At 61.2% G+C, this 17,520-nt stretch carries 11 protein-coding genes and 1 CRISPR repeat array (1 of these 12 only partly in view); of the genes, 4 read left to right on the forward strand and 7 right to left on the reverse strand.

Annotation, left to right across the window (positions count from 1 at the left end):
- Positions 1 to 201: 201 nt before the first annotated feature.
- The 6 genes from ACI0FG_RS16665 to mobA all read right to left on the reverse strand — a co-directional run bounded on the left by ACI0FG_RS16665 (position 202) and on the right by mobA (position 6,041).
- Entirely contained in the window at positions 202 to 1,149 is a 948-nt protein-coding gene (locus ACI0FG_RS16665) for an efflux RND transporter periplasmic adaptor subunit (RefSeq protein ID WP_419786135.1), read from the reverse strand.
- Positions 1,146 to 1,352: a DUF1656 domain-containing protein gene (locus ACI0FG_RS16670; protein WP_419786136.1), complete on the reverse strand. Its 207-nt coding sequence runs from the start codon at positions 1,350 to 1,352 to the stop codon at positions 1,146 to 1,148. Before ACI0FG_RS16670 ends, ACI0FG_RS16665 begins: the two co-directional genes overlap by 4 nt.
- A 1-nt stretch (position 1,353) precedes the next feature.
- Positions 1,354 to 3,387 (reverse strand): FUSC family protein, encoded by a 2,034-nt coding sequence (locus tag ACI0FG_RS16675; RefSeq protein ID WP_419786137.1) that lies wholly within the window; start codon positions 3,385 to 3,387, stop codon positions 1,354 to 1,356.
- 9 nt (positions 3,388 to 3,396) lie between these two features.
- A complete protein-coding gene (locus ACI0FG_RS16680; RefSeq protein WP_419786138.1) occupies positions 3,397 to 3,861 on the reverse strand; it encodes a MarR family winged helix-turn-helix transcriptional regulator in 465 nt (154 codons plus the stop codon).
- 146 nt (positions 3,862 to 4,007) lie between these two features.
- Entirely contained in the window at positions 4,008 to 5,294 is a 1,287-nt protein-coding gene (locus ACI0FG_RS16685; protein WP_419786139.1) for an alpha/beta hydrolase family protein, read from the reverse strand.
- Positions 5,295 to 5,435: 141 nt separating this feature from the next.
- Complete coding sequence (gene mobA / locus ACI0FG_RS16690; protein ID WP_419786140.1) at positions 5,436 to 6,041, reverse strand: molybdenum cofactor guanylyltransferase; 606 nt, start codon at positions 6,039 to 6,041, stop codon at positions 5,436 to 5,438.
- Between the two features lie 495 nt (positions 6,042 to 6,536).
- Here mobA and ACI0FG_RS16695 point away from each other — a divergent pair, with 495 nt between their 5' ends.
- Together ACI0FG_RS16695 and ACI0FG_RS16700 are read left to right on the forward strand one after the other, a co-directional pair.
- The gene (locus ACI0FG_RS16695; RefSeq protein ID WP_419786141.1) at positions 6,537 to 7,403 is read left to right on the forward strand and encodes an alpha/beta hydrolase; all 867 of its coding nucleotides are present in this window, start codon (positions 6,537 to 6,539) and stop codon (positions 7,401 to 7,403) included.
- Between the two features lie 78 nt (positions 7,404 to 7,481).
- Positions 7,482 to 7,745, forward strand: a complete 264-nt coding sequence (locus ACI0FG_RS16700) for a hypothetical protein (protein WP_419786142.1) — start codon at positions 7,482 to 7,484, stop codon at positions 7,743 to 7,745.
- A gap of 789 nt (positions 7,746 to 8,534) precedes the next feature.
- Here the strand turns inward: ACI0FG_RS16700 and ACI0FG_RS16705 are convergent.
- Positions 8,535 to 9,323, reverse strand: coding sequence for a nitroreductase family protein (locus tag ACI0FG_RS16705; protein WP_419786143.1), 789 nt, complete (start codon positions 9,321 to 9,323; stop codon positions 8,535 to 8,537).
- Positions 9,324 to 9,496: 173 nt separating this feature from the next.
- On the opposite strand from ACI0FG_RS16705, the gene ACI0FG_RS16710 reads away from it, so the two are divergent.
- Both ACI0FG_RS16710 and ACI0FG_RS16715 read left to right on the forward strand, forming a co-directional pair.
- Positions 9,497 to 10,627 carry an efflux RND transporter periplasmic adaptor subunit gene (locus ACI0FG_RS16710; RefSeq protein WP_419786144.1) on the forward strand — a complete coding sequence of 377 codons (1,131 nt, stop codon included), beginning with the start codon at positions 9,497 to 9,499 and terminating at the stop codon, positions 10,625 to 10,627.
- The gene (locus ACI0FG_RS16715; protein WP_419786145.1) at positions 10,627 to 13,887 is read left to right on the forward strand and encodes an efflux RND transporter permease subunit; all 3,261 of its coding nucleotides are present in this window, start codon (positions 10,627 to 10,629) and stop codon (positions 13,885 to 13,887) included. The genes ACI0FG_RS16710 and ACI0FG_RS16715 overlap by 1 nt, the downstream gene beginning before the upstream one ends.
- Before the next feature lie 343 nt (positions 13,888 to 14,230).
- Positions 14,231 to 17,520: a CRISPR direct-repeat array (repeat unit 31 nt; unit sequence GTTTCAATCCACGCCCCCGTGTGGGGGCGAC) (it continues 275 nt past the right edge of the window).

A 17,520-nucleotide genomic window follows, 5' to 3' on the forward strand; every position in this document is an offset into this window, starting at 1 on the left:
TCACCCAACGTTTTGGTCACAGGAAGTCTGTCGAACTCCAAGTTCCCATATTTACGCTTCTGCGTGCCGATAGCGTCCATACCGTAACTCAGTCAGGCCGCGGACCGAATGCGGGAAGTCGTTGGATAACGCAGAATTGGACAACTTCAGTTCCCATAACGTCAGCATGGGACTATTCTACTGTTTCTAGCCGTCCCTGCCCTACTCCGTCGTCGTTTGCGGATTTCCGGCCAAGCCCGTGCCGCCCAGCCAGGCAAAGACGCCGTTGCCGTCCGTCGTCTTGTCGGCCAACACGGTGACGGTGGCGGTCCGGCCCACGATGAGGCGCAAGTGGGACGGATTGTCGTCAATTGCGACACGGACCGGAATACGTTGGGCAAGCCGGACCCAGGAGAAGGTCGGGGCCACCGAGGCCAGCAGGCCGGCTCCGCTGTTGTCCCGGTCCTGGATGCCGCCCGAGATGCTGTCCACATGGCCAAAGATCGGCTCGGTCTCACCCATCACGTCGATTCTGACCTTGTCTCCGCGGTGAATGTGACGCAGCTTGGTTTCCTCAAAATATCCAGATACATAGTAGGATTTTGCGTCCACCAGCGCGGCCACGGGTTCGCCCTCGTGCGCATAGTTGCCGGGGCGGAGCGAAAAGTTGGTCATCACCCCATCCACCGGGGCTTTCACCCTGGCCCGCTCCAGATTGAGTGAGGCCAGCCTGAGACTGGCGCAGGCGGCGTCATAGGCGGAACTGGCCTGCTTGAGTTCGGTCTCGGCCTCCTGCCTGCGCTGGGGACTGACAACACGGCTCGACGCCAGGGAGTTGTACCGGGCAAAATCCTTCCTGGTCAGGGCCAGCGTGGCTCCGGTTCTGGCAACCTCGGCCTTTGCCTGCTCCACGGCCAAGGCATAGCGCTCGGAGTCGACGAGAAACAGCGTATCCCCCTTGTGGACCAACTGGTTGTCCGCAATACGCACCTCCGTGACCAGCCCGGAGACATCCGGCGTGATCTGGACGATATCCGCACAGATGCGCCCATCCCGCGTCCAGGGAGCCTCCATGTAAAACCGCCACAGGTGAAGCCCGAACCATCCGGCACAGGCCAACATGCACAGGGTGAACATCATCCTGCCACTATTTTTGAAAAATCCTTTCATTGCAAATACCTGATATACACCATGACGTTCAGACCCAGCACGGCGACGTACATGGCGAGATTAAATAACGGCCTATGCCAGACGAGCCGATACACTCCGGCCCTGGTCAGCAGCCTGGCCAAAAAAATATTCATGACAAGGGCGACGCAGGCCAAAACGGCCAGCCCCGGAACAAATACACCGTAAATATCAAAGTCCTGCACGTCACACTCCCCAAAGCGGCGCCAGCGGCGTTTTGGATTCACTCCGGGCAGAGACTCCCAAAACGAGACACAGCCGGGAGGAAAGCAGCAGAGCCAGCATCCGCCGATGGCGAGGTCCATCCCCCTCCTGGTAGATGCACATGCCGCAGCGCTGAAGGGTGACGAGCACGTTGTCCCTGTCCTCCTCGCGCTGCCCGTTCCGATAAAAAACGGCAGTCACCTTGCACAGGGCGGCCACGGAACTGCGGATAAGGGGCGAGGACTGAGCGGCCATTGCCTGAAGGCGGTCCAGATTATGTCCCAGCCGCAAGTCGCGCAGCAGGTCGTACCGATGCAGGCCGGAGTCACGGGCTATGGCCACCTGCCGCGAAGCCCAGAGTGAAACCAGATCAAGAAGCCGCTGCAACCGGCCCTCATGATTGGGACCGGGTTTTTCCGCAACTTCGGCCACAACCTTCCACCCTGACCGCAACAGATAACGGGACCGGGCCTCGGCCCCGGGCACCCGGACCAGGGTCATGACGGTCAGACAGCAGATGACACCAAACACCAAACCGATATCCGTCATGACCATCTCCCGGAAATCCAGGCTGATGGTGCTGTGCAGGTCGGACATGAGCGGCAGGAAGATGCAAAACAGCGCGCTGGTAATCCGCTGCCCCGGCGTCTTGCGCATGGCCCCGGCCGGAATCATCACCAACCCCAGCACCGCCGCCAGCGAGGCAAAGTCGGTGAGGGAGGTGAACACCGTAAAGTTCAGGACCATGGCGGCCACAGAGGTCAGGGCCAGCGCCATGGCCGTCTTGCGCAAAAAGAAGTTGGGATTGTCCATGCCTATCCAGCGGCAGCAGAACACCCCGGACATCTGGGTGACGAGCATTCCCGGTGACCATGCGGAACCGATCCAGAAGGCCATGGGCGCGGCTATGGCAAGGGCTGTGCCCAGCCCTGCGAGCACGGCTTGGCCATGGTCCCGAAACACGCGGATATGAGGCGTTTGCGAAATAAGCCGCGCCGAGCGGGAAGAAACCCGCTTTTCCCCCAGGTCGTGGTGCAGCACAGAGCACTCGTGCCAAACCTCGATGAACCGGCCCAACCGACCGGCCAGCGAGGAAATCAGCAGCCTGTCCCCTGTCTCGCTCAGCGCCTGTTCCTCCAGCTCCCGCGCCATCCCGCGCAGCCGAAGGGTCTCGTCCCGGTCCATGCCGCGCCCTTCGCGCACCCACTCGCCCACAGCTCCCATCAGGTGATCCAATCCGGAATGACCGCCGTCGAAATGGCGGCCGAGCTGGAGGATATGGTCCTGTATGCCCGAGAGTATGGGCGGCAAAAGGCGCATCCGATCCTGAATGCCGGACAGCAGCTTGACCAGTTCCCGGTGCCGGGACGCGTCAAAGGCAACATGGGCCACCAGCTCGCGCATGGCGACAATGCCGCCGGTCAGCCCCTGCCATTCCTTTCCGGTCTTCTCCGCATCCATGTGCGCCCCGCTCAGGACATCCAGAGCAAGGTCGCGGCTGCTTTTCATCCAGGCGTCGATCTGTTTCGCCACCACGGGTCCCACATGACCGGGAAAGACGATGCGGTTGACCAAAATCGCGCAGATGATGGCCAGACCGATCTCCTCCACTCGGGAAACCGCCAAGAAGAAGACATTGCCGGGATTGTCCACCACCGGCAGCCCGGCCAGCAGGACCGTATACCCAGCCAGCTGAAACAGATAGCCGCGAGGGGTCCTGTCCAGCTGGGCCACATAGGCGCAGAGCGAAACCCAGGCGAGGATCGCAAAGGAGAGCATCTCCGGCGACGAGGAAAGGGGCGGGACCATGAGCACGGTCATGATGCCGCCGATGACCGTTCCGGCCAGTCGGTAGGTCCCCTTGGAGGCGCTGGTGCCGGACATGGGCGAGCTGACGATATAGACCGTGCTGATGGTCCAGTACGGATGGTCCAGATCGAAATAGAGCGCAATGCCGAAGGCCAGCATGGCCGCAAGAAAGGCCTTTACGGAATGAAGGGCGTTTGAGGAAGGCATGGGAAAAGCCTATTTCTGCGGATCGAGCTTCCCGGCCACTGCGGCTTCGACCTTGGCGAGAAGACGCTCCGTGGCCCGGACGTCCTCAAGGCTCACATCCTGAAGGATCTCCTCACGCAGACACTTTCGGATACCGACAATCCGGGCGGCCAGCTCACGCCCCTCGTCCGTGAGATAAATCAACTTGGCCCGCCGGTCCGAGCTGTCCTCTTCGCGCCGGACCAGCCCGTCCTTTTCCAGATTGTCCAGCACACGGACCACGGCAGTGTTTTCCACTCCCAGCCGCTTGGCCAGTTCAAGCTGCCGGATGCCATCCCCGTCCTGCAACAGCGTAGAGAGGGGAAGCACCGGTATATTGCTCAATCCCTGCTCGGCCATGATCTGCCGGAAAAGCCGCTTCCACGACTGGCCCACGGCAATGATGGAAAGTCCGATCTGGGATTCTCGTTTTGTTTCAAATTCATCCATTGTCATTAAATGACATATCATCTATTATCCGTCAAATACAAAATAATCATATATTACAACAAGTAACAATATTTATACTCCAACAACGAGCGGTAAAGATGGAATCGAAGCCGTACTTCGACTTTGGCAACGGGCCGAAGGGAGTATGAAAATCACTCCCCGATCATCTCGTCCAGCCAATCGAATATCTTCTGGTTGGAGAGCATCATGGCTCCCATCTGGCAGTGGCCCGAGGCCAAGGTGGATTGATCGAAGACCAGCAGGGTCTTGCGGCATTTCAGCTCATCATAGAGCCGCTCTTCGTCCTTTTTCGAGGCAAAGTGATCCCCGCTTCCGGCTACGACAAGCGTGGGGCAGGCAATGCTTCCAGCCAACCCCTTCATGGTGAACTTGTCGTAGAATTCCATGAAGGCCAGCGGTGTTTTAGTCCCGGTGGTGAACATGCCGTTCTCAATGAACCAGCGAAATCCGATGTCCTTGGCCATGGCGGCGCGCATTTCCCGGTTTGCCGCGTCCCGATCACTGCGCATCCTCGCCCACAGCTCCGGGGTAGGTTCCCGATGGCCGAAGAGGTCATAGTTGCCGGGGTTGGCCACCAGCGCGGCCAGACGGGGCTCGAATGCCGCGCCGCGCGGGGCGAGATAACCGCCCATGCTGATACCCATGAGCACGACCTTGTCCGGGGCCACCTCTTTTCTGCCCAGGGCGAAATCCACCACCGGCATAATGACCTTCTCCCAGTCCGGCCGAAAGGTCAGCCCCTGTTCGCGCAGCACGCCGCCCTGCCCCGGTCCCTCAAAGAGAAGGACGGCCCACCCCCGTTCCAGCGCAAACCGGGCGTTCTCGAAATACAGTTCCTCGGCCGTACCATCAAACCCGGTCTGAATGATGACGGTTTTTCGCGGTTGCCCGGTATCATCCGGCAGCAGCAGATAACCGGGCAGCGTGGTCCCCTCATACGGAATGTCCACAACCTCGGCCGGATGATCCAGAAGCTTCGCGCCCTTTCGGAACACGTCCCGGCTCTTCCGCCATGAATCGCGGATGCGCGGATCGCGTGGGTTGCCTACGAGAAAGAATCCGGCATTCCGGTAATAGGTCGAGGCACGGAAAAAGGATTCGCGCGCCGAGGCCTCGTGCCCCCGCTCCAGACTGCTTTCGCCCAACCGGCGGATGCGCTCCCCAAGCGCGTACCAATGCGTATACCAGGATTCAGCGTCCCCTTCCCGAATCCGGCGGGCCGTCTCAAGGCACTCATTGATATCCGAGCCGCCCGCGACCGCCATGCCGAGCACCCGGCGCAGCTCGAAATCATAACTCTCGTCCTCAAAAACGATAGAGGCCGGTTTGTCGCCCTTTGCCTGAAAGGTGCCGGCCCGGACGCCGGACGCCAGGAAAAACGAAACCGCAACCATGAGTGAAACAGCCAATCTCGCCACAGGCCCCCCTCACATTATTCGCTCAATCCGCCACAGAACGGCGTCCCCAAACTGTTATTGACTATCGAACCTTGTACAGGTTCCGGACAAAACAGTAAACTGGACCTGAATTATCGGGTGAATCCTGGAAAATGCGCTTGTCTACGCTTCGTTCCGGCGGGCCAGTTGGTCGGCCCGGGCCAGTTCTTCGGGGCGATTGACATTGAGGAAGGAGAGCAACTCCGGATCATGCGGGGTCAGCCGCGCAACAGGCACCTCGCGCACCCGGACCTGGTCGAAGAACCGAATGATCTTGAAATCGCCCCGCCCAAGCTGGGCCTCTATATGCGGCAGGCAGCGCTTGGAATAGACGGCGCACAGCGGCTCGGTGTAGCCGTCCTCCTTGCAGGGAAGCACCACGTCGTCTTCCGGCCGGACCTCGGCCAGCAGTGCGCGAACCAGTGTTCCTTGCAGGAAAGGCGCGTCACAAGCGGCAAAGAATCCATGAGAGGCGCGGATGGCGTTCAATCCCGCATGAATGCCGGTCAGGGAACTGCGAGCCTCGTATTGATCCTGGGCCACGGGCAGGCCTATGGCTTGAAAATCCTTGGACTCGCGGGCTGAGATGACGATCTCCGAAAAAATGGGCCGGTACACGGCCAGAAGCCGATCCAGAATGGTTTTGCCGCCCACATCCAGAAACGCCTTCTTGACGTGCCCCATGCGCGAGCCAAGCCCTCCGGCCAGTATGACGCCTGCGATTTCCATGGGGGTATTGTAGAGTAAGCAGGGAAGGAAGGGAAGGAGGGAAGAGAATATGGAAGCCGCCTGCGGCGGGATGGTCGGATGATTTCGCCTCCGGCGGCTCAAGGGCTGTGGCCCTTGAGAATCCCGTTCTCGCCTTTGGCGAAAGGGACGGTAAAAGGGCTTGCCAAGGGCGGGGAGTGGGCAGTTAGGGAAGAGAATAGGGAAGCCGCCTGCGGCGGGATGGTCGGGTGATTTCGCCTCCGGCGGCTCAAGGGCTGTGGCCCTTGAGAATCCCGTTCTCGCCTTTGGCGAAGGGGACGGTAAAAGGGCTTGCCAAGGGCGGGGAGTGGACAGTTAGGGAAGAGAATATGGAAGCCGCCTGCGGCGGGATGGTCGGGTGATTTCGCCTCCGGCGGCTCAAGGGCTGTAGCCCTTGAGAATCCCGTTCTCGCCTTTGGCGAAGGGGACGGTAAAAGGGCTTGCCAAGGGCGGGGAGTGGGCAGTTATGGTGCGGACATGAAATTCTGGCTTATCCTCCTTATTCTGGCCGTGTTCATATATGCGGCGGCTGCGGCCCGTATCTGGTTCGGGCAGCGGCGCATCCTCTTTCGGCCCCGTCGGGAGCTGGAAGGGACTCCGGCCGATGCGGGACTGAAGTTTGAAGAGGTGTGGCTCAAGAACCGGCTGGGCACCCGCATTCACGGCTGGTTTGTCCCATGTGTCGGGGCAGAACGTACCCTGCTCTTCCAGCATGGCAACGGGGGCAATATCTCCCACCGGCTGCCCTCCCTGCGTTTGTTCCACAACCTCGGGCTTTCCGTCCTGCTCATCGACTACTCCGGCTATGGGCAAAGCGAGGGCTATCCCACCGAGGCCGCATTGCTGGCCGATGCCCGGGCAGCTTGGGATCACCTCATGAAACAGGGAACCACGCCGGATCAGATAATCGTGTTCGGGCGCTCGTTGGGCGGTGCCGTGGCCGCCGGACTTGCCCGGGAACTGGCCGGAGAGGGAATAAACCCGGCCGGACTCGTACTGGAATCGACCTTCACCTCGGCAGCGGCCATCGGCGCACAGCGCTATCCATGGCTGCCGGTCCGGCTGCTCATCCGCGACCGGTTCGACAGTCTGGGAGCTCTGAACGAGGTCGGCGTCCGCGCCCTTTTCGCCCACTCGCCCGATGACGATGTGGTGCCGTGGCAAATGGGACGCGAACTCTATGAGAAATATCAGGGACCAAAGTCCTTCCTGACCCTGAGCGGCGGCCACAACCAGGGGTATCTGGAGATGGGTCCGGCCTATCCCGACGGCTTGTCCCGGTATCTGAAAAACCTGGACAAGGCAGGAAAATCTTTCCCCAACCAGGCAGGCAACAATTCATAACAACCTGCCGATACAAACTTTATTTATTCCTGCACACCTTTTGCTTTAATCCGGGCAATTTCACAAGGAGGGACAAAAATGCCCGGTTTGGAAAACTTGCACTCCATCGATTTCAATATTGATTCCATTTCCCAGAAGGTTCAGAAGCTGCGCGAAAAGCGGACTTCCGCCCTGGATGTCGCCGCCGGCGTGGTCGAAGACAACAGCGGCCGCGCACAGGCCGGAGAGGCCGCAGTGAGCCTGCGCAGCCTGAGCAACGATATCGCAACCCAGGGACTCGGCCTCCATCATCTGGACCCTGCCCACGTTGCGGACCTCATCAGTGACCCCTTCGAGGACTAGCCCTTCCCACTCCTCCGCAAGGGGAGCCTGACCTGCCGAAAACGACAGGCAGGGCTTTTCGCTTGCTTTTTCCACACGGTCATAATATTGTCATATGATTGTGATATATATAAATTTGTTGTCACTTTCCAGTGACTTACCCTCTCCCTGAAACAAAATGCATTTTTATCTCCTGCCCCGACTATAGGTTGCGGCCACGGACGCACTTTTTCCCCCATCCCCTCTTGCTTCACACCTTTGCCAGGCGTATATTTGAATCAATGGCAAAAGGCTTTCCTCCCACAGAGGGAGGATTAACAAAGATTCAAAAACGGAGGATGGGAGGAAATAGAACCCGATTTCTTTTATTCACATAATGGCGAATCGAGTCGCCCACTCCCGAAAAGAGCAATGTGCGCCAAACAAATCACGCGACAGGTCGCCATAAAGTAAAAGTTTGAAATGCCGACCCTGACGCAAAGCCGGATAACCCGGCAAGGCGCACTTTTTTTGTGTTCTTTTAAGAGACCGGCGGCACCGAAAATCGACACCGCAGGTCTGGACAACCGACAAAACGTGCTTACTTTATAAGTAAGACAAAATGGGCATCAAGGGGACGTTCCCCATGAGATACATGGAATGAACCGCAACGGAGGGTGATGAGCGTTAAACCGGGCAAAGCCATAAATCTGCGAACCGAGTCGCAACACGAAAAAATCATAGAGTGCGCGTGAAGCTCCCAAGGAAATCGGGAGATGGCCTGAACAGGCAACGCGCACTATCTTTTTGCCCAATTTTCGACGTTCTTTCCTACAGCCACTCCACCTGCGCCGGATTCCGGGGTGGGATCAAAAAGTGGTGCTGACGAGGCTGCCCGAGCATGAGCGCACCGGCCATCCGGTTACCTTCCGGTACACCCAAAACCTCCGACAACTCGGCCACCGAGCGGGCTGCCATGGTCACCAGCCCGCCCCAGCACGCGCCAAGCCCCATGGACGAGGCTAAAATTTCCATATAGGTCAGAGCAATAGCGCTATCCACGTCGGTCCATCCATACTTGGTCGGGCCATATGCCACGGCCAAGACCGTGCCGCCGCGCAACACCACGTCCCGTCCCGCCTTAGCAGCTTCCACATGGTGTGCCCCCTTGGCATTCCCGGCCAACCACTCCAGCGTCAACTCCCGAATGCGGTCCAGCCGCGCCGGGTCCAGAATCATCACCCAAGACACATTCTGCGTGTTGGATGCCGTGGGCGCGCGCCTCGCGGTTTCCACCAACCGCTCCAGCTGCTCGCGAGGGACGGGCTGCCGCTTAAAGCCGCGCACGGACCGGCGGGACAGGAGCAGATTCTCCACTTCTTCCGCATCGGGCTGGCGGGATGGCACAAGCATGAAGCTCTCGGCTGGGAGCTGCGCATGGGTCAACGCGCCTTCATGACACACGGCCACGCAGTGGCCACAACGGATACACCGATCTGCGGCTCCGACAACCACTTCCGGCAAATGCTCCACTCCAGACTGCAAAACATTTGCGGGGCAGGCCTGTATGCACAGGCCGTCACGGTTGCACAGGTTGGGATCAACGGTGATCAGGGACATGAAAATTCTCCTTGCTCTACGGCGATGGTTGAAGACCTGAACCAACATACCATGCAACAGGACAAGCGCAACAAGGCACTTTAAAGTGCCTGGGTTCCTCATAGGGTACCACTTCCATTTCAAACCGAGGCAAGGGCGTAGCATCCCGGCATTGCCTGTGATATGAAGGATGCATGAACACCAATGCCCTGCGTTTTATCCTGTTCGTGTCAACGGCTCTCTTCCTGGCCGCCTGTTCCTCCCAGCCCGCTCCGGTGCCCGGGAAGTCCGGCTATGACCCCAAAACCACGGTCACCGCCGAACGGGCCGCCCTGCCACGCGTGTTCGACGCCGTGGGTACAGTCCAGGCCCGCACCGACAGCCGTGTGGAGGCTCAGGTCACCGGCCGGGTGCTTCAGGTGCTGGTACGCCCCGGCGACCAGGTCCAGGCCGGACAGGAACTGGTGGTGTTGGACAGCCGTGCCTCCAAGGCTCAGCTGGACCGCTATCGCCAGGCCCGTATGTCCGCCGAGAGTCAGATAGGACAGGCACGTGACGCCCTGGCGTCAGCACAGGCATCCTTTGACAAGGCGGAATCCACCTACCGACGCATGAAGCAGCTCTATGACAAACGAGTCGTCACCGCCGAAGAAGTGGAAAAGGCGGAGTCCGCTCATCTCCAGGCCAAGGCGGCCCTGAGTCAGGCGCGCGAGGGCGTCAGCGCGGCTCAGTCCCGCAGCCGGGAAGCGGGCAAAGTGGTACAGGAGGCCGAGATCGGCCTGGACTACACCACCATCCGCGCCCAGGAAAACGGCGAAGTGGCCCAGCGGCTGGCCGACCCCGGCGATCTGGCCATTCCGGGCAAGACACTGCTCACCCTCCAGACCGGCGGCAGCCTGCGACTGGAAGCCATGGTCCGCGAAAGCCTCATCGGCCGCGTCAAGATCGGCGACAAACTGCCTGTAGTCATCGCCGCCCTGGCCGACAGATCGCCCATCGAGGGCACCGTGGACGAGATCGAGCCCCTGGCCGACCCCGTAACCCGCTCCTTCCTGGTCAAGGCGCGACTGCCGGAAATTCCGGGGCTATACCCCGGCATGTTCGGGCGGCTGCTCATCCCGCTGGGGGACCGCGAGGGCGTGCTTGTCCCTGAAGCCGCCGTAACCCGCGTCGGCCAGCTGGAGACCGTGCGCGTCAAGTCCGACTCCACCTGGCAGACGGTCTACGTCCGCACGGGCGCACGGCACGGCGACAAGGTGGAAATTCTCTCCGGCCTCTCCGGCGGCGAAACGCTTGGCATAGGCATCGCCACGGAGGCCAAGTAATGGAGGAACCCCGCCGCAAGGATGGGGCCATCGGCTCCATTGTCCGCTTTTTTCTGACCTCGAAAATGGCCATTGTCCTGGCCCTGGCCGCCATGGCGCTGGGCGTGGCCGCCATCATGGTCACTCCGCGCGAGGAGGAACCGCAGATCGTGGTTCCCATGGCCGACGTGGTGGTACAGGTGCCCGGCGCTTCGGCCGACGAGGTGGAGAAACTCGTCACCACGCCGCTGGAACGGCTGCTCTGGCAGATAGACGGCGTGGAGTATGTCTACTCCATCTCGCGCAAGGATCAGGCGTCTGTCACCGTCCGTTTTTACGTGGGCGAGGACCGTGAGGATTCCCTCATCAAGCTGCACAACACCATCCTGAAAAACCAGGACATTGCCCCGGCCATCGTCTCCGGCTGGGCGGTAAAGCCTGTGGAGATCGACGACGTGCCCATCGTGGCCCTGACCCTGCACGCGGCCCACGGCCATGAGAAGCAGTACACGGACTACGATCTGCGGCGCATGGCCGAGGAACTCTTCCAGCGGCTGGCGGCAGTGGAGGATGTCTCCCGCGTCAGCCTGCACTCCGGCCGCAGCCGAGAGGTGCGCGTGGAGGTCCGGCCCGACCGCATGGCCGGGTTCAACGTCTCGCCCCTTGAAGTGGAAACCGCCCTGCGCGGTGCGGACCGCGCCCTGACCTCCGGCCATTTCGTATCCAACGACAAGTGCACCAAGGTCGTCAGCCAGTCCTTTCTCCTCTCCGCAGACGACGTGGCCAACCTCGTGGTCGGCGTATTCGATGGCAAGCCCGTTTATCTGCGCGACGTGGCCGATGTATCCGACGGCCCGGCCGAACCCGCGAGCTATTCCCGTATCGGATTTTCCAATCTCTACCTGAGCAAGCTGGGCCGGGACGACGTCCAGCCCGACACCCCGGCCGTAACCATCGGCCTGTCCAAGAAAAAGGGAACCAACGCCGTCACTGTGGCCGATGCGGTCATCAAGCGGGTCAACGAACTGAAACGGACCGTGCTCCCGGCCGGGGTCGAGGTCACCGTGACCCGCAACAGCGGCGAGACGGCCCACGCCAAGGTCAACGAGCTGCTCTCCTCCCTGATCTTCGCCATTATTACCGTGGTCGCCCTGCTCGCCTTCACCCTGGGCTGGCGCGAGGCACTTGTCGTGGCCCTGGCCGTGCCCATGTCCTTTTCGTTGGCGCTCTTCGTCAACTACCTCTTCGGCTACACCATCAACCGCGTCACTCTTTTCGCCCTCATCCTCTCGCTCGGGCTGGTGGTGGACGATCCCATCACCAATGTGGACAACATCCAGCGCCATATCCGCATGGGCCGTCGCAACCCGCTGGAAGCCACGCTGGACGGCGTAAAAGAGGTCCTGCCACCGGTCATCATGTCCACGCTGGCGATCATCGTTTCCTTTGCCCCGCTCTTCTTCATCACCGGGATGATGGGGCCGTACATGGCCCCCATGGCCGCCAACGTGCCGCTCACGGTCTCCTTCTCCACCGTGGCCGCCCTGACCGTGGTTCCCTGGATGGCCTATCTGCTGCTCAAGAACCGTCCCGCCGCCCCGGTGGACACGGCAACCGGCCAGTCCAACACTACCAACCCCCACCTGCTCAAGTGGTATCGCAAGATCATCACCCCGTTCATCGGCACGCCGCGAAACCGCTGGCTGCTCTTCGGGGCCATGGTCGGCGGTCTGGCCCTGTGCGCCGGGCTGGTCCTGCTCCGGCTTGTGCCACTCAAGATGCTCCCGTTCGACAACAAGAACGAATTCCAACTGCTCATCGACATGGACGAGGGCACGACCCTGGAGCGCACGGACCGGGTTGTCCGCGATTTCGAGACCTATCTGCGTACCGTGCCCGAAGTAACCAACTACGTTACCTATACGGGCCAGCCGTCTCCAATGGACTTCAACGGCATGGTCCGCCACTACTACTGGCGTGAGCAGCCCAACTTTGCGGATATCCGGGTCAACCTGCGCAACAAGGACGAGCGTGACGCCCAAAGCCACGCCATTGGCCTGCGCATCCGCAACGATCTGACCGCCATTGCCAAAAAAGATCACGCAGACATCAAGCTGGTGGAGACCCCGCCCGGTCCGCCGGTCATCGCCACCCTCACGGCCGAGGTCTACGGCAAGCCCGGCCTGCCCTACTCCTCGCTCATCGACGGCGCGAAGCACATTCAGACCCTTATGGGCAAGGAACCTGGGCTGGTGGATCTGGACGACTCCGCCGAGACCGACCGCATGATGTACGACTATGTGCTGGACAAGGAAAAGGCCGCCCTGCACGGCATCACCGCCGGGGACGTGGTGGAGACCCTGCGCCTCGCCCTCTCCGGCGCCTCACCGGCCTCCGTCCACCTGCCGCGCGAGCGCCAGGCCCTGCCCGTGCGCCTCGTGCTGCCCGTATCCCTGCGCACCGGCCCGGAAACCCTGGGCGAGCTGCGGCTCAAAACACCTGCCGGAGACATGGTTCCGCTGGCCGAACTCGGCACCTTCCGCAAGGTGCCGGTGGAGCAGCCCATCTACCACAAGAACCTGCACCGCGTTGCCTATGTCTATGCCGAAACCGCAGGCGTACCGCCGGGAGAGGCGGTCCTCGACCTCCAATCCCGGCTCAAATCCGATCCCATGCCCCCCGGTACCCGCGCCGAGTGGGCGGGCGAAGGTGAATGGAAGATAACCCTGGACGTGTTCCGCGACATGGGGCTGGCATACGTGGCCGCCCTGCTCGGCATCTACATCCTGCTCATCATCCAGACCTCTTCCTTTGTGCTGCCGCTGCTCATCATGGCCGCCATTCCGCTCACGCTGCTCGGTATCATGCCCGGCTTCTGGCTGCTCAATGTCGTAGCCGGTAAAACAGTAGGCGGCTTCGGCGATCCGGTCTTCTTCACCGCAACCTCCATGATCGGCATGATCGCCCTCGGCGGCATCGTCATCCGCAATTCCCTGGTGCTCATCGAGTTCATCCAGGGCGAAGTGGCGGAGGGCCGACCGCTCAAGGAAGCGATCATCCAGTCCGGCGCCGTGCGTCTGCGTCCCATCGTGCTCACCGCCCTGACCACCGCCCTCGGCGCCTGGCCCATCACTCTGGACCCCATCTTCTCCGGTCTCGCCTGGGCCCTCATCTTCGGCCTCGTCGCCTCCACCCTGTTCACCCTAGTGGTCGTACCCAGTGGATTCTACGCCATGTATGGCAAAGAGCTGATGGCAAAGGAAGACGGACAGACGGCGTAGGGGAATGCAGAGGCCTCCGACGGCCCCTTCGGGGAGACCAGGACACTGCCCTAGTGCCCGGTTCTTGTCCTTGCGCGTTCCCAATTCGACGTACCGCTCTACGAAGTTGACCCGATTCATGGTGAGCAGGTGGACCTCGATGCTCCGCGCCAAGGTTTCCCGCAGCACCCACAAGTAGGCCGATGCTTGGGCTTGGGCCGCTTCGATCATCCGGTCCAGTTTGTCGCCTGTGGGGGGCTCCTTCCTTTCATTGGACTTGTCGCCGGGGAACGTTTCCAGGCCCGCCCACGCCCCCGTGTGGGGGCGACGAGTCTGTTGTCATTCGTTTGTGGATGGTCTTTCTGTTTCAATCCACGCCCCCGTGTGGGGGCGACGGGTGCGCCGCCCGCACCTCGTACTCGCGTCCGCCGTTTCAATCCACGCCCCCGTGTGGGGGCGACCGGGCGCTCCCCTGCATGAGCTTGTGGCAGCGTCGGTTTCAATCCACGCCCCCGTGTGGGGGCGACGTCGCTTCCCAATCATCGTTCACGATGGTGTACTTGTTTCAATCCACGCCCCCGTGTGGGGGCGACCGAACAGCAGAGAGAGGTTGGAGCCGTACCCGGCGTTTCAATCCACGCCCCCGTGTGGGGGCGACAGACAACCGTAATTTCATATTCAATCTCTAAATTGTTTCAATCCACGCCCCCGTGTGGGGGCGACGGTGACAATGGACGCCACCTTATACGCTTCGGTCAAGGTTTCAATCCACGCCCCCGTGTGGGGGCGACATCCTGTCGGGCTGTACGTCGAGAAGTGGACTCGTTCGTTTCAATCCACGCCCCCGTGTGGGGGCGACCCACGACCGCCTACGATCAGACCCGCGTCGGTCAGTTTCAATCCACGCCCCCGTGTGGGGGCGACCAGCAAGTAGGTGGATGGTGTTGGAGTTAACGCCGGTTTCAATCCACGCCCCCGTGTGGGGGCGACCCTTCAAGGCCGAACAACTCTTCAAGCTCGACCATGTTTCAATCCACGCCCCCGTGTGGGGGCGACGACGGTGGAACGTCACAAGACAAACATATTCCGGTTTCAATCCACGCCCCCGTGTGGGGGCGACACGTTGTTCCTCGCCGGGCCGTCTCAGGTGTCGGGTTTCAATCCACGCCCCCGTGTGGGGGCGACTTAAAAAGCTGATCGAGCTAACCCCCGATCAGAAGTTTCAATCCACGCCCCCGTGTGGGGGCGACCAAGTCAGGGTACGAAGGGTTGCGGAAGGATACGTTTCAATCCACGCCCCCGTGTGGGGGCGACGACAGCAAAAAGGATGCGGCCTAGCCATGCGCAACGTTTCAATCCACGCCCCCGTGTGGGGGCGACATCCCGCAGCTTGAGAATAACCGGTCGTTGTACCTGTTTCAATCCACGCCCCCGTGTGGGGGCGACCACTTCCGGGATATGCACACCTTGCGTTCAACAGGTTTCAATCCACGCCCCCGTGTGGGGGCGACATCCCAAATAACATTGGCGAATTCGTCATCTCGCGTTTCAATCCACGCCCCCGTGTGGGGGCGACAACTCGCCAAGCGCGGGTTTACCTCCGTCGCGGTGTTTCAATCCACGCCCCCGTGTGGGGGCGACCACGGAGGAAAGACACGATGCCGATTCACAGAATGTTTCAATCCACGCCCCCGTGTGGGGGCGACCCCTTGGAGGTTCGCCCTTTCGAGGTTCGCCCCTTGGTTTCAATCCACGCCCCCGTGTGGGGGCGACCTATTTGCCGATCATCAAATATTAGGGAGGGACTGTTTCAATCCACGCCCCCGTGTGGGGGCGACGTGACAAATACCGGGCCGTGGGTCGGCAGCGTTCGGGTTTCAATCCACGCCCCCGTGTGGGGGCGACACCTCCGAGAGGCGGACTTCACCGGGGCAGCGCTTGTTTCAATCCACGCCCCCGTGTGGGGGCGACTGGCGACGGGACTATAATGAGAGTCGTCCTCACTCGTTTCAATCCACGCCCCCGTGTGGGGGCGACAATAGACTCTGCCCGGCCGTTGGGCGCACGACGGGTTTCAATCCACGCCCCCGTGTGGGGGCGACTGGACCTGCATACCCGGTGCAAATCCCGGCTACCGTTTCAATCCACGCCCCCGTGTGGGGGCGACCACGGCCAAAGGAGGCGGTCGGCAGCATGTCCATGTTTCAATCCACGCCCCCGTGTGGGGGCGACTGACTCGCCGGACTTGGCCCAGGCCCGGACCACAAAGTTTCAATCCACGCCCCCGTGTGGGGGCGACTCGGGTCAGTCCCTGCTATGAATATCCCGACGGTGTTTCAATCCACGCCCCCGTGTGGGGGCGACGGGACCATGCGGTTGGGGCATCGGTATTTTGAAAGTTTCAATCCACGCCCCCGTGTAGGGGCGACGGAGCATCCACGTGCACGTCCAGGCATTCGCGGATGTTTCAATCCACGCCCCCGTGTGGGGGCGACATGGCTCAAAACATACGGCTGCGTGTCGGAATTGGTTTCAATCCACGCCCCCGTGTGGGGGCGACCAACAGGGGACTGTTTTGTTGGGTTCCGGAAAGGTTTCAATCCACGCCCCCGTGTGGGGGCGACAACCGTACACCGGCGCTGGATGCCGCCAAGCGGATGTTTCAATCCACGCCCCCGTGTGGGGGCGACCTGTGTCCAGCATAGCCTTTCGGTTGACTTCATTGTTTCAATCCACGCCCCCGTGTGGGGGCGACTACGACCCTTGGACGGTTTGCGGCAGCTATGAGGTTTCAATCCACGCCCCCGTGTGGGGGCGACTGACCTGCAAAATGAGGATTGGAGGTTGTGATGGTTTCAATCCACGCCCCCGTGTGGGGGCGACATTCACCGCGCAGATACGTCACCACGCCGGGCCGGTTTCAATCCACGCCCCCGTGTGGGGGCGACAGTTGGAGTGAGTCGTTGTATTTGATGGGTGAGTATGTTTCAATCCACGCCCCCGTGTGGGGGCGACTTGGATATCTCGGCTTTGGACAAGGCCCAGGCCAAGTTTCAATCCACGCCCCCGTGTGGGGGCGACCATCGCCTGGGCGGAGGAGGTCGTATTCTCCGGTGTTTCAATCCACGCCCCCGTGTGGGGGCGACGGTTCGTCCAGTCGGAGCAGGTGCAGGTGAGGTCTGTTTCAATCCACGCCCCCGTGTGGGGGCGACCGCGGTTATCAGCGGTCCGGACCAGACAGCAGAGGTTTCAATCCACGCCCCCGTGTGGGGGCGACAAGCTGCTCGGTATCGGTCTTTCCCAGGTTATTGCGTTTCAATCCACGCCCCCGTGTGGGGGCGACGTCGGGAATCTTCGCCGAACTCATGTCGACCCCGTTTCAATCCACGCCCCCGTGTGGGGGCGACGATCGCCAAGCCGCCATGTCAGACCGTCGAATTCGTTTCAATCCACGCCCCCGTGTGGGGGCGACGCCGCCGTAGCCGACGGGCTGTTCGTTGACCAGGGGTTTCAATCCACGCCCCCGTGTGGGGGCGACCCTGACGAGCCTTGGACTGCAACAGGGCAGGCGGTTTCAATCCACGCCCCCGTGTGGGGGCGACCGGTGGTCGAGGTATCCGGCGGCATCGGCATAGCCGTTTCAATCCACGCCCC

The sequence above is a fragment of the Pseudodesulfovibrio sp. 7M6 genome (genome assembly GCF_050058625.1).
Taxonomy (GTDB): Bacteria; Desulfobacterota; Desulfovibrionia; order Desulfovibrionales; family Desulfovibrionaceae; genus Pseudodesulfovibrio; species Pseudodesulfovibrio salinus.

Bases quoted from the DNA above. Each gene is read 5' to 3' on its own strand.
- ACI0FG_RS16680 (WP_419786138.1), bottom strand. From the start codon at position 3,861: ATGACAATGGATGAATTTGAAACAAAACGAGAATCCCAGATCGGACTT.
- ACI0FG_RS16705 (WP_419786143.1), bottom strand. From the start codon at position 9,323: ATGTCCCTGATCACCGTTGATCCCAACCTGTGCAACCGTGACGGCCTG.
- ACI0FG_RS16665 (WP_419786135.1), bottom strand. From the start codon at position 1,149: ATGAAAGGATTTTTCAAAAATAGTGGCAGGATGATGTTCACCCTGTGC.
- ACI0FG_RS16715 (WP_419786145.1), top strand. From the start codon at position 10,627: ATGGAGGAACCCCGCCGCAAGGATGGGGCCATCGGCTCCATTGTCCGC.
- ACI0FG_RS16695 (WP_419786141.1), top strand. From the start codon at position 6,537: ATGAAATTCTGGCTTATCCTCCTTATTCTGGCCGTGTTCATATATGCG.
- mobA (WP_419786140.1), bottom strand. From the start codon at position 6,041: ATGGAAATCGCAGGCGTCATACTGGCCGGAGGGCTTGGCTCGCGCATG.
- ACI0FG_RS16700 (WP_419786142.1), top strand. From the start codon at position 7,482: ATGCCCGGTTTGGAAAACTTGCACTCCATCGATTTCAATATTGATTCC.
- ACI0FG_RS16710 (WP_419786144.1), top strand. From the start codon at position 9,497: ATGAACACCAATGCCCTGCGTTTTATCCTGTTCGTGTCAACGGCTCTC.
- ACI0FG_RS16675 (WP_419786137.1), bottom strand. From the start codon at position 3,387: ATGCCTTCCTCAAACGCCCTTCATTCCGTAAAGGCCTTTCTTGCGGCC.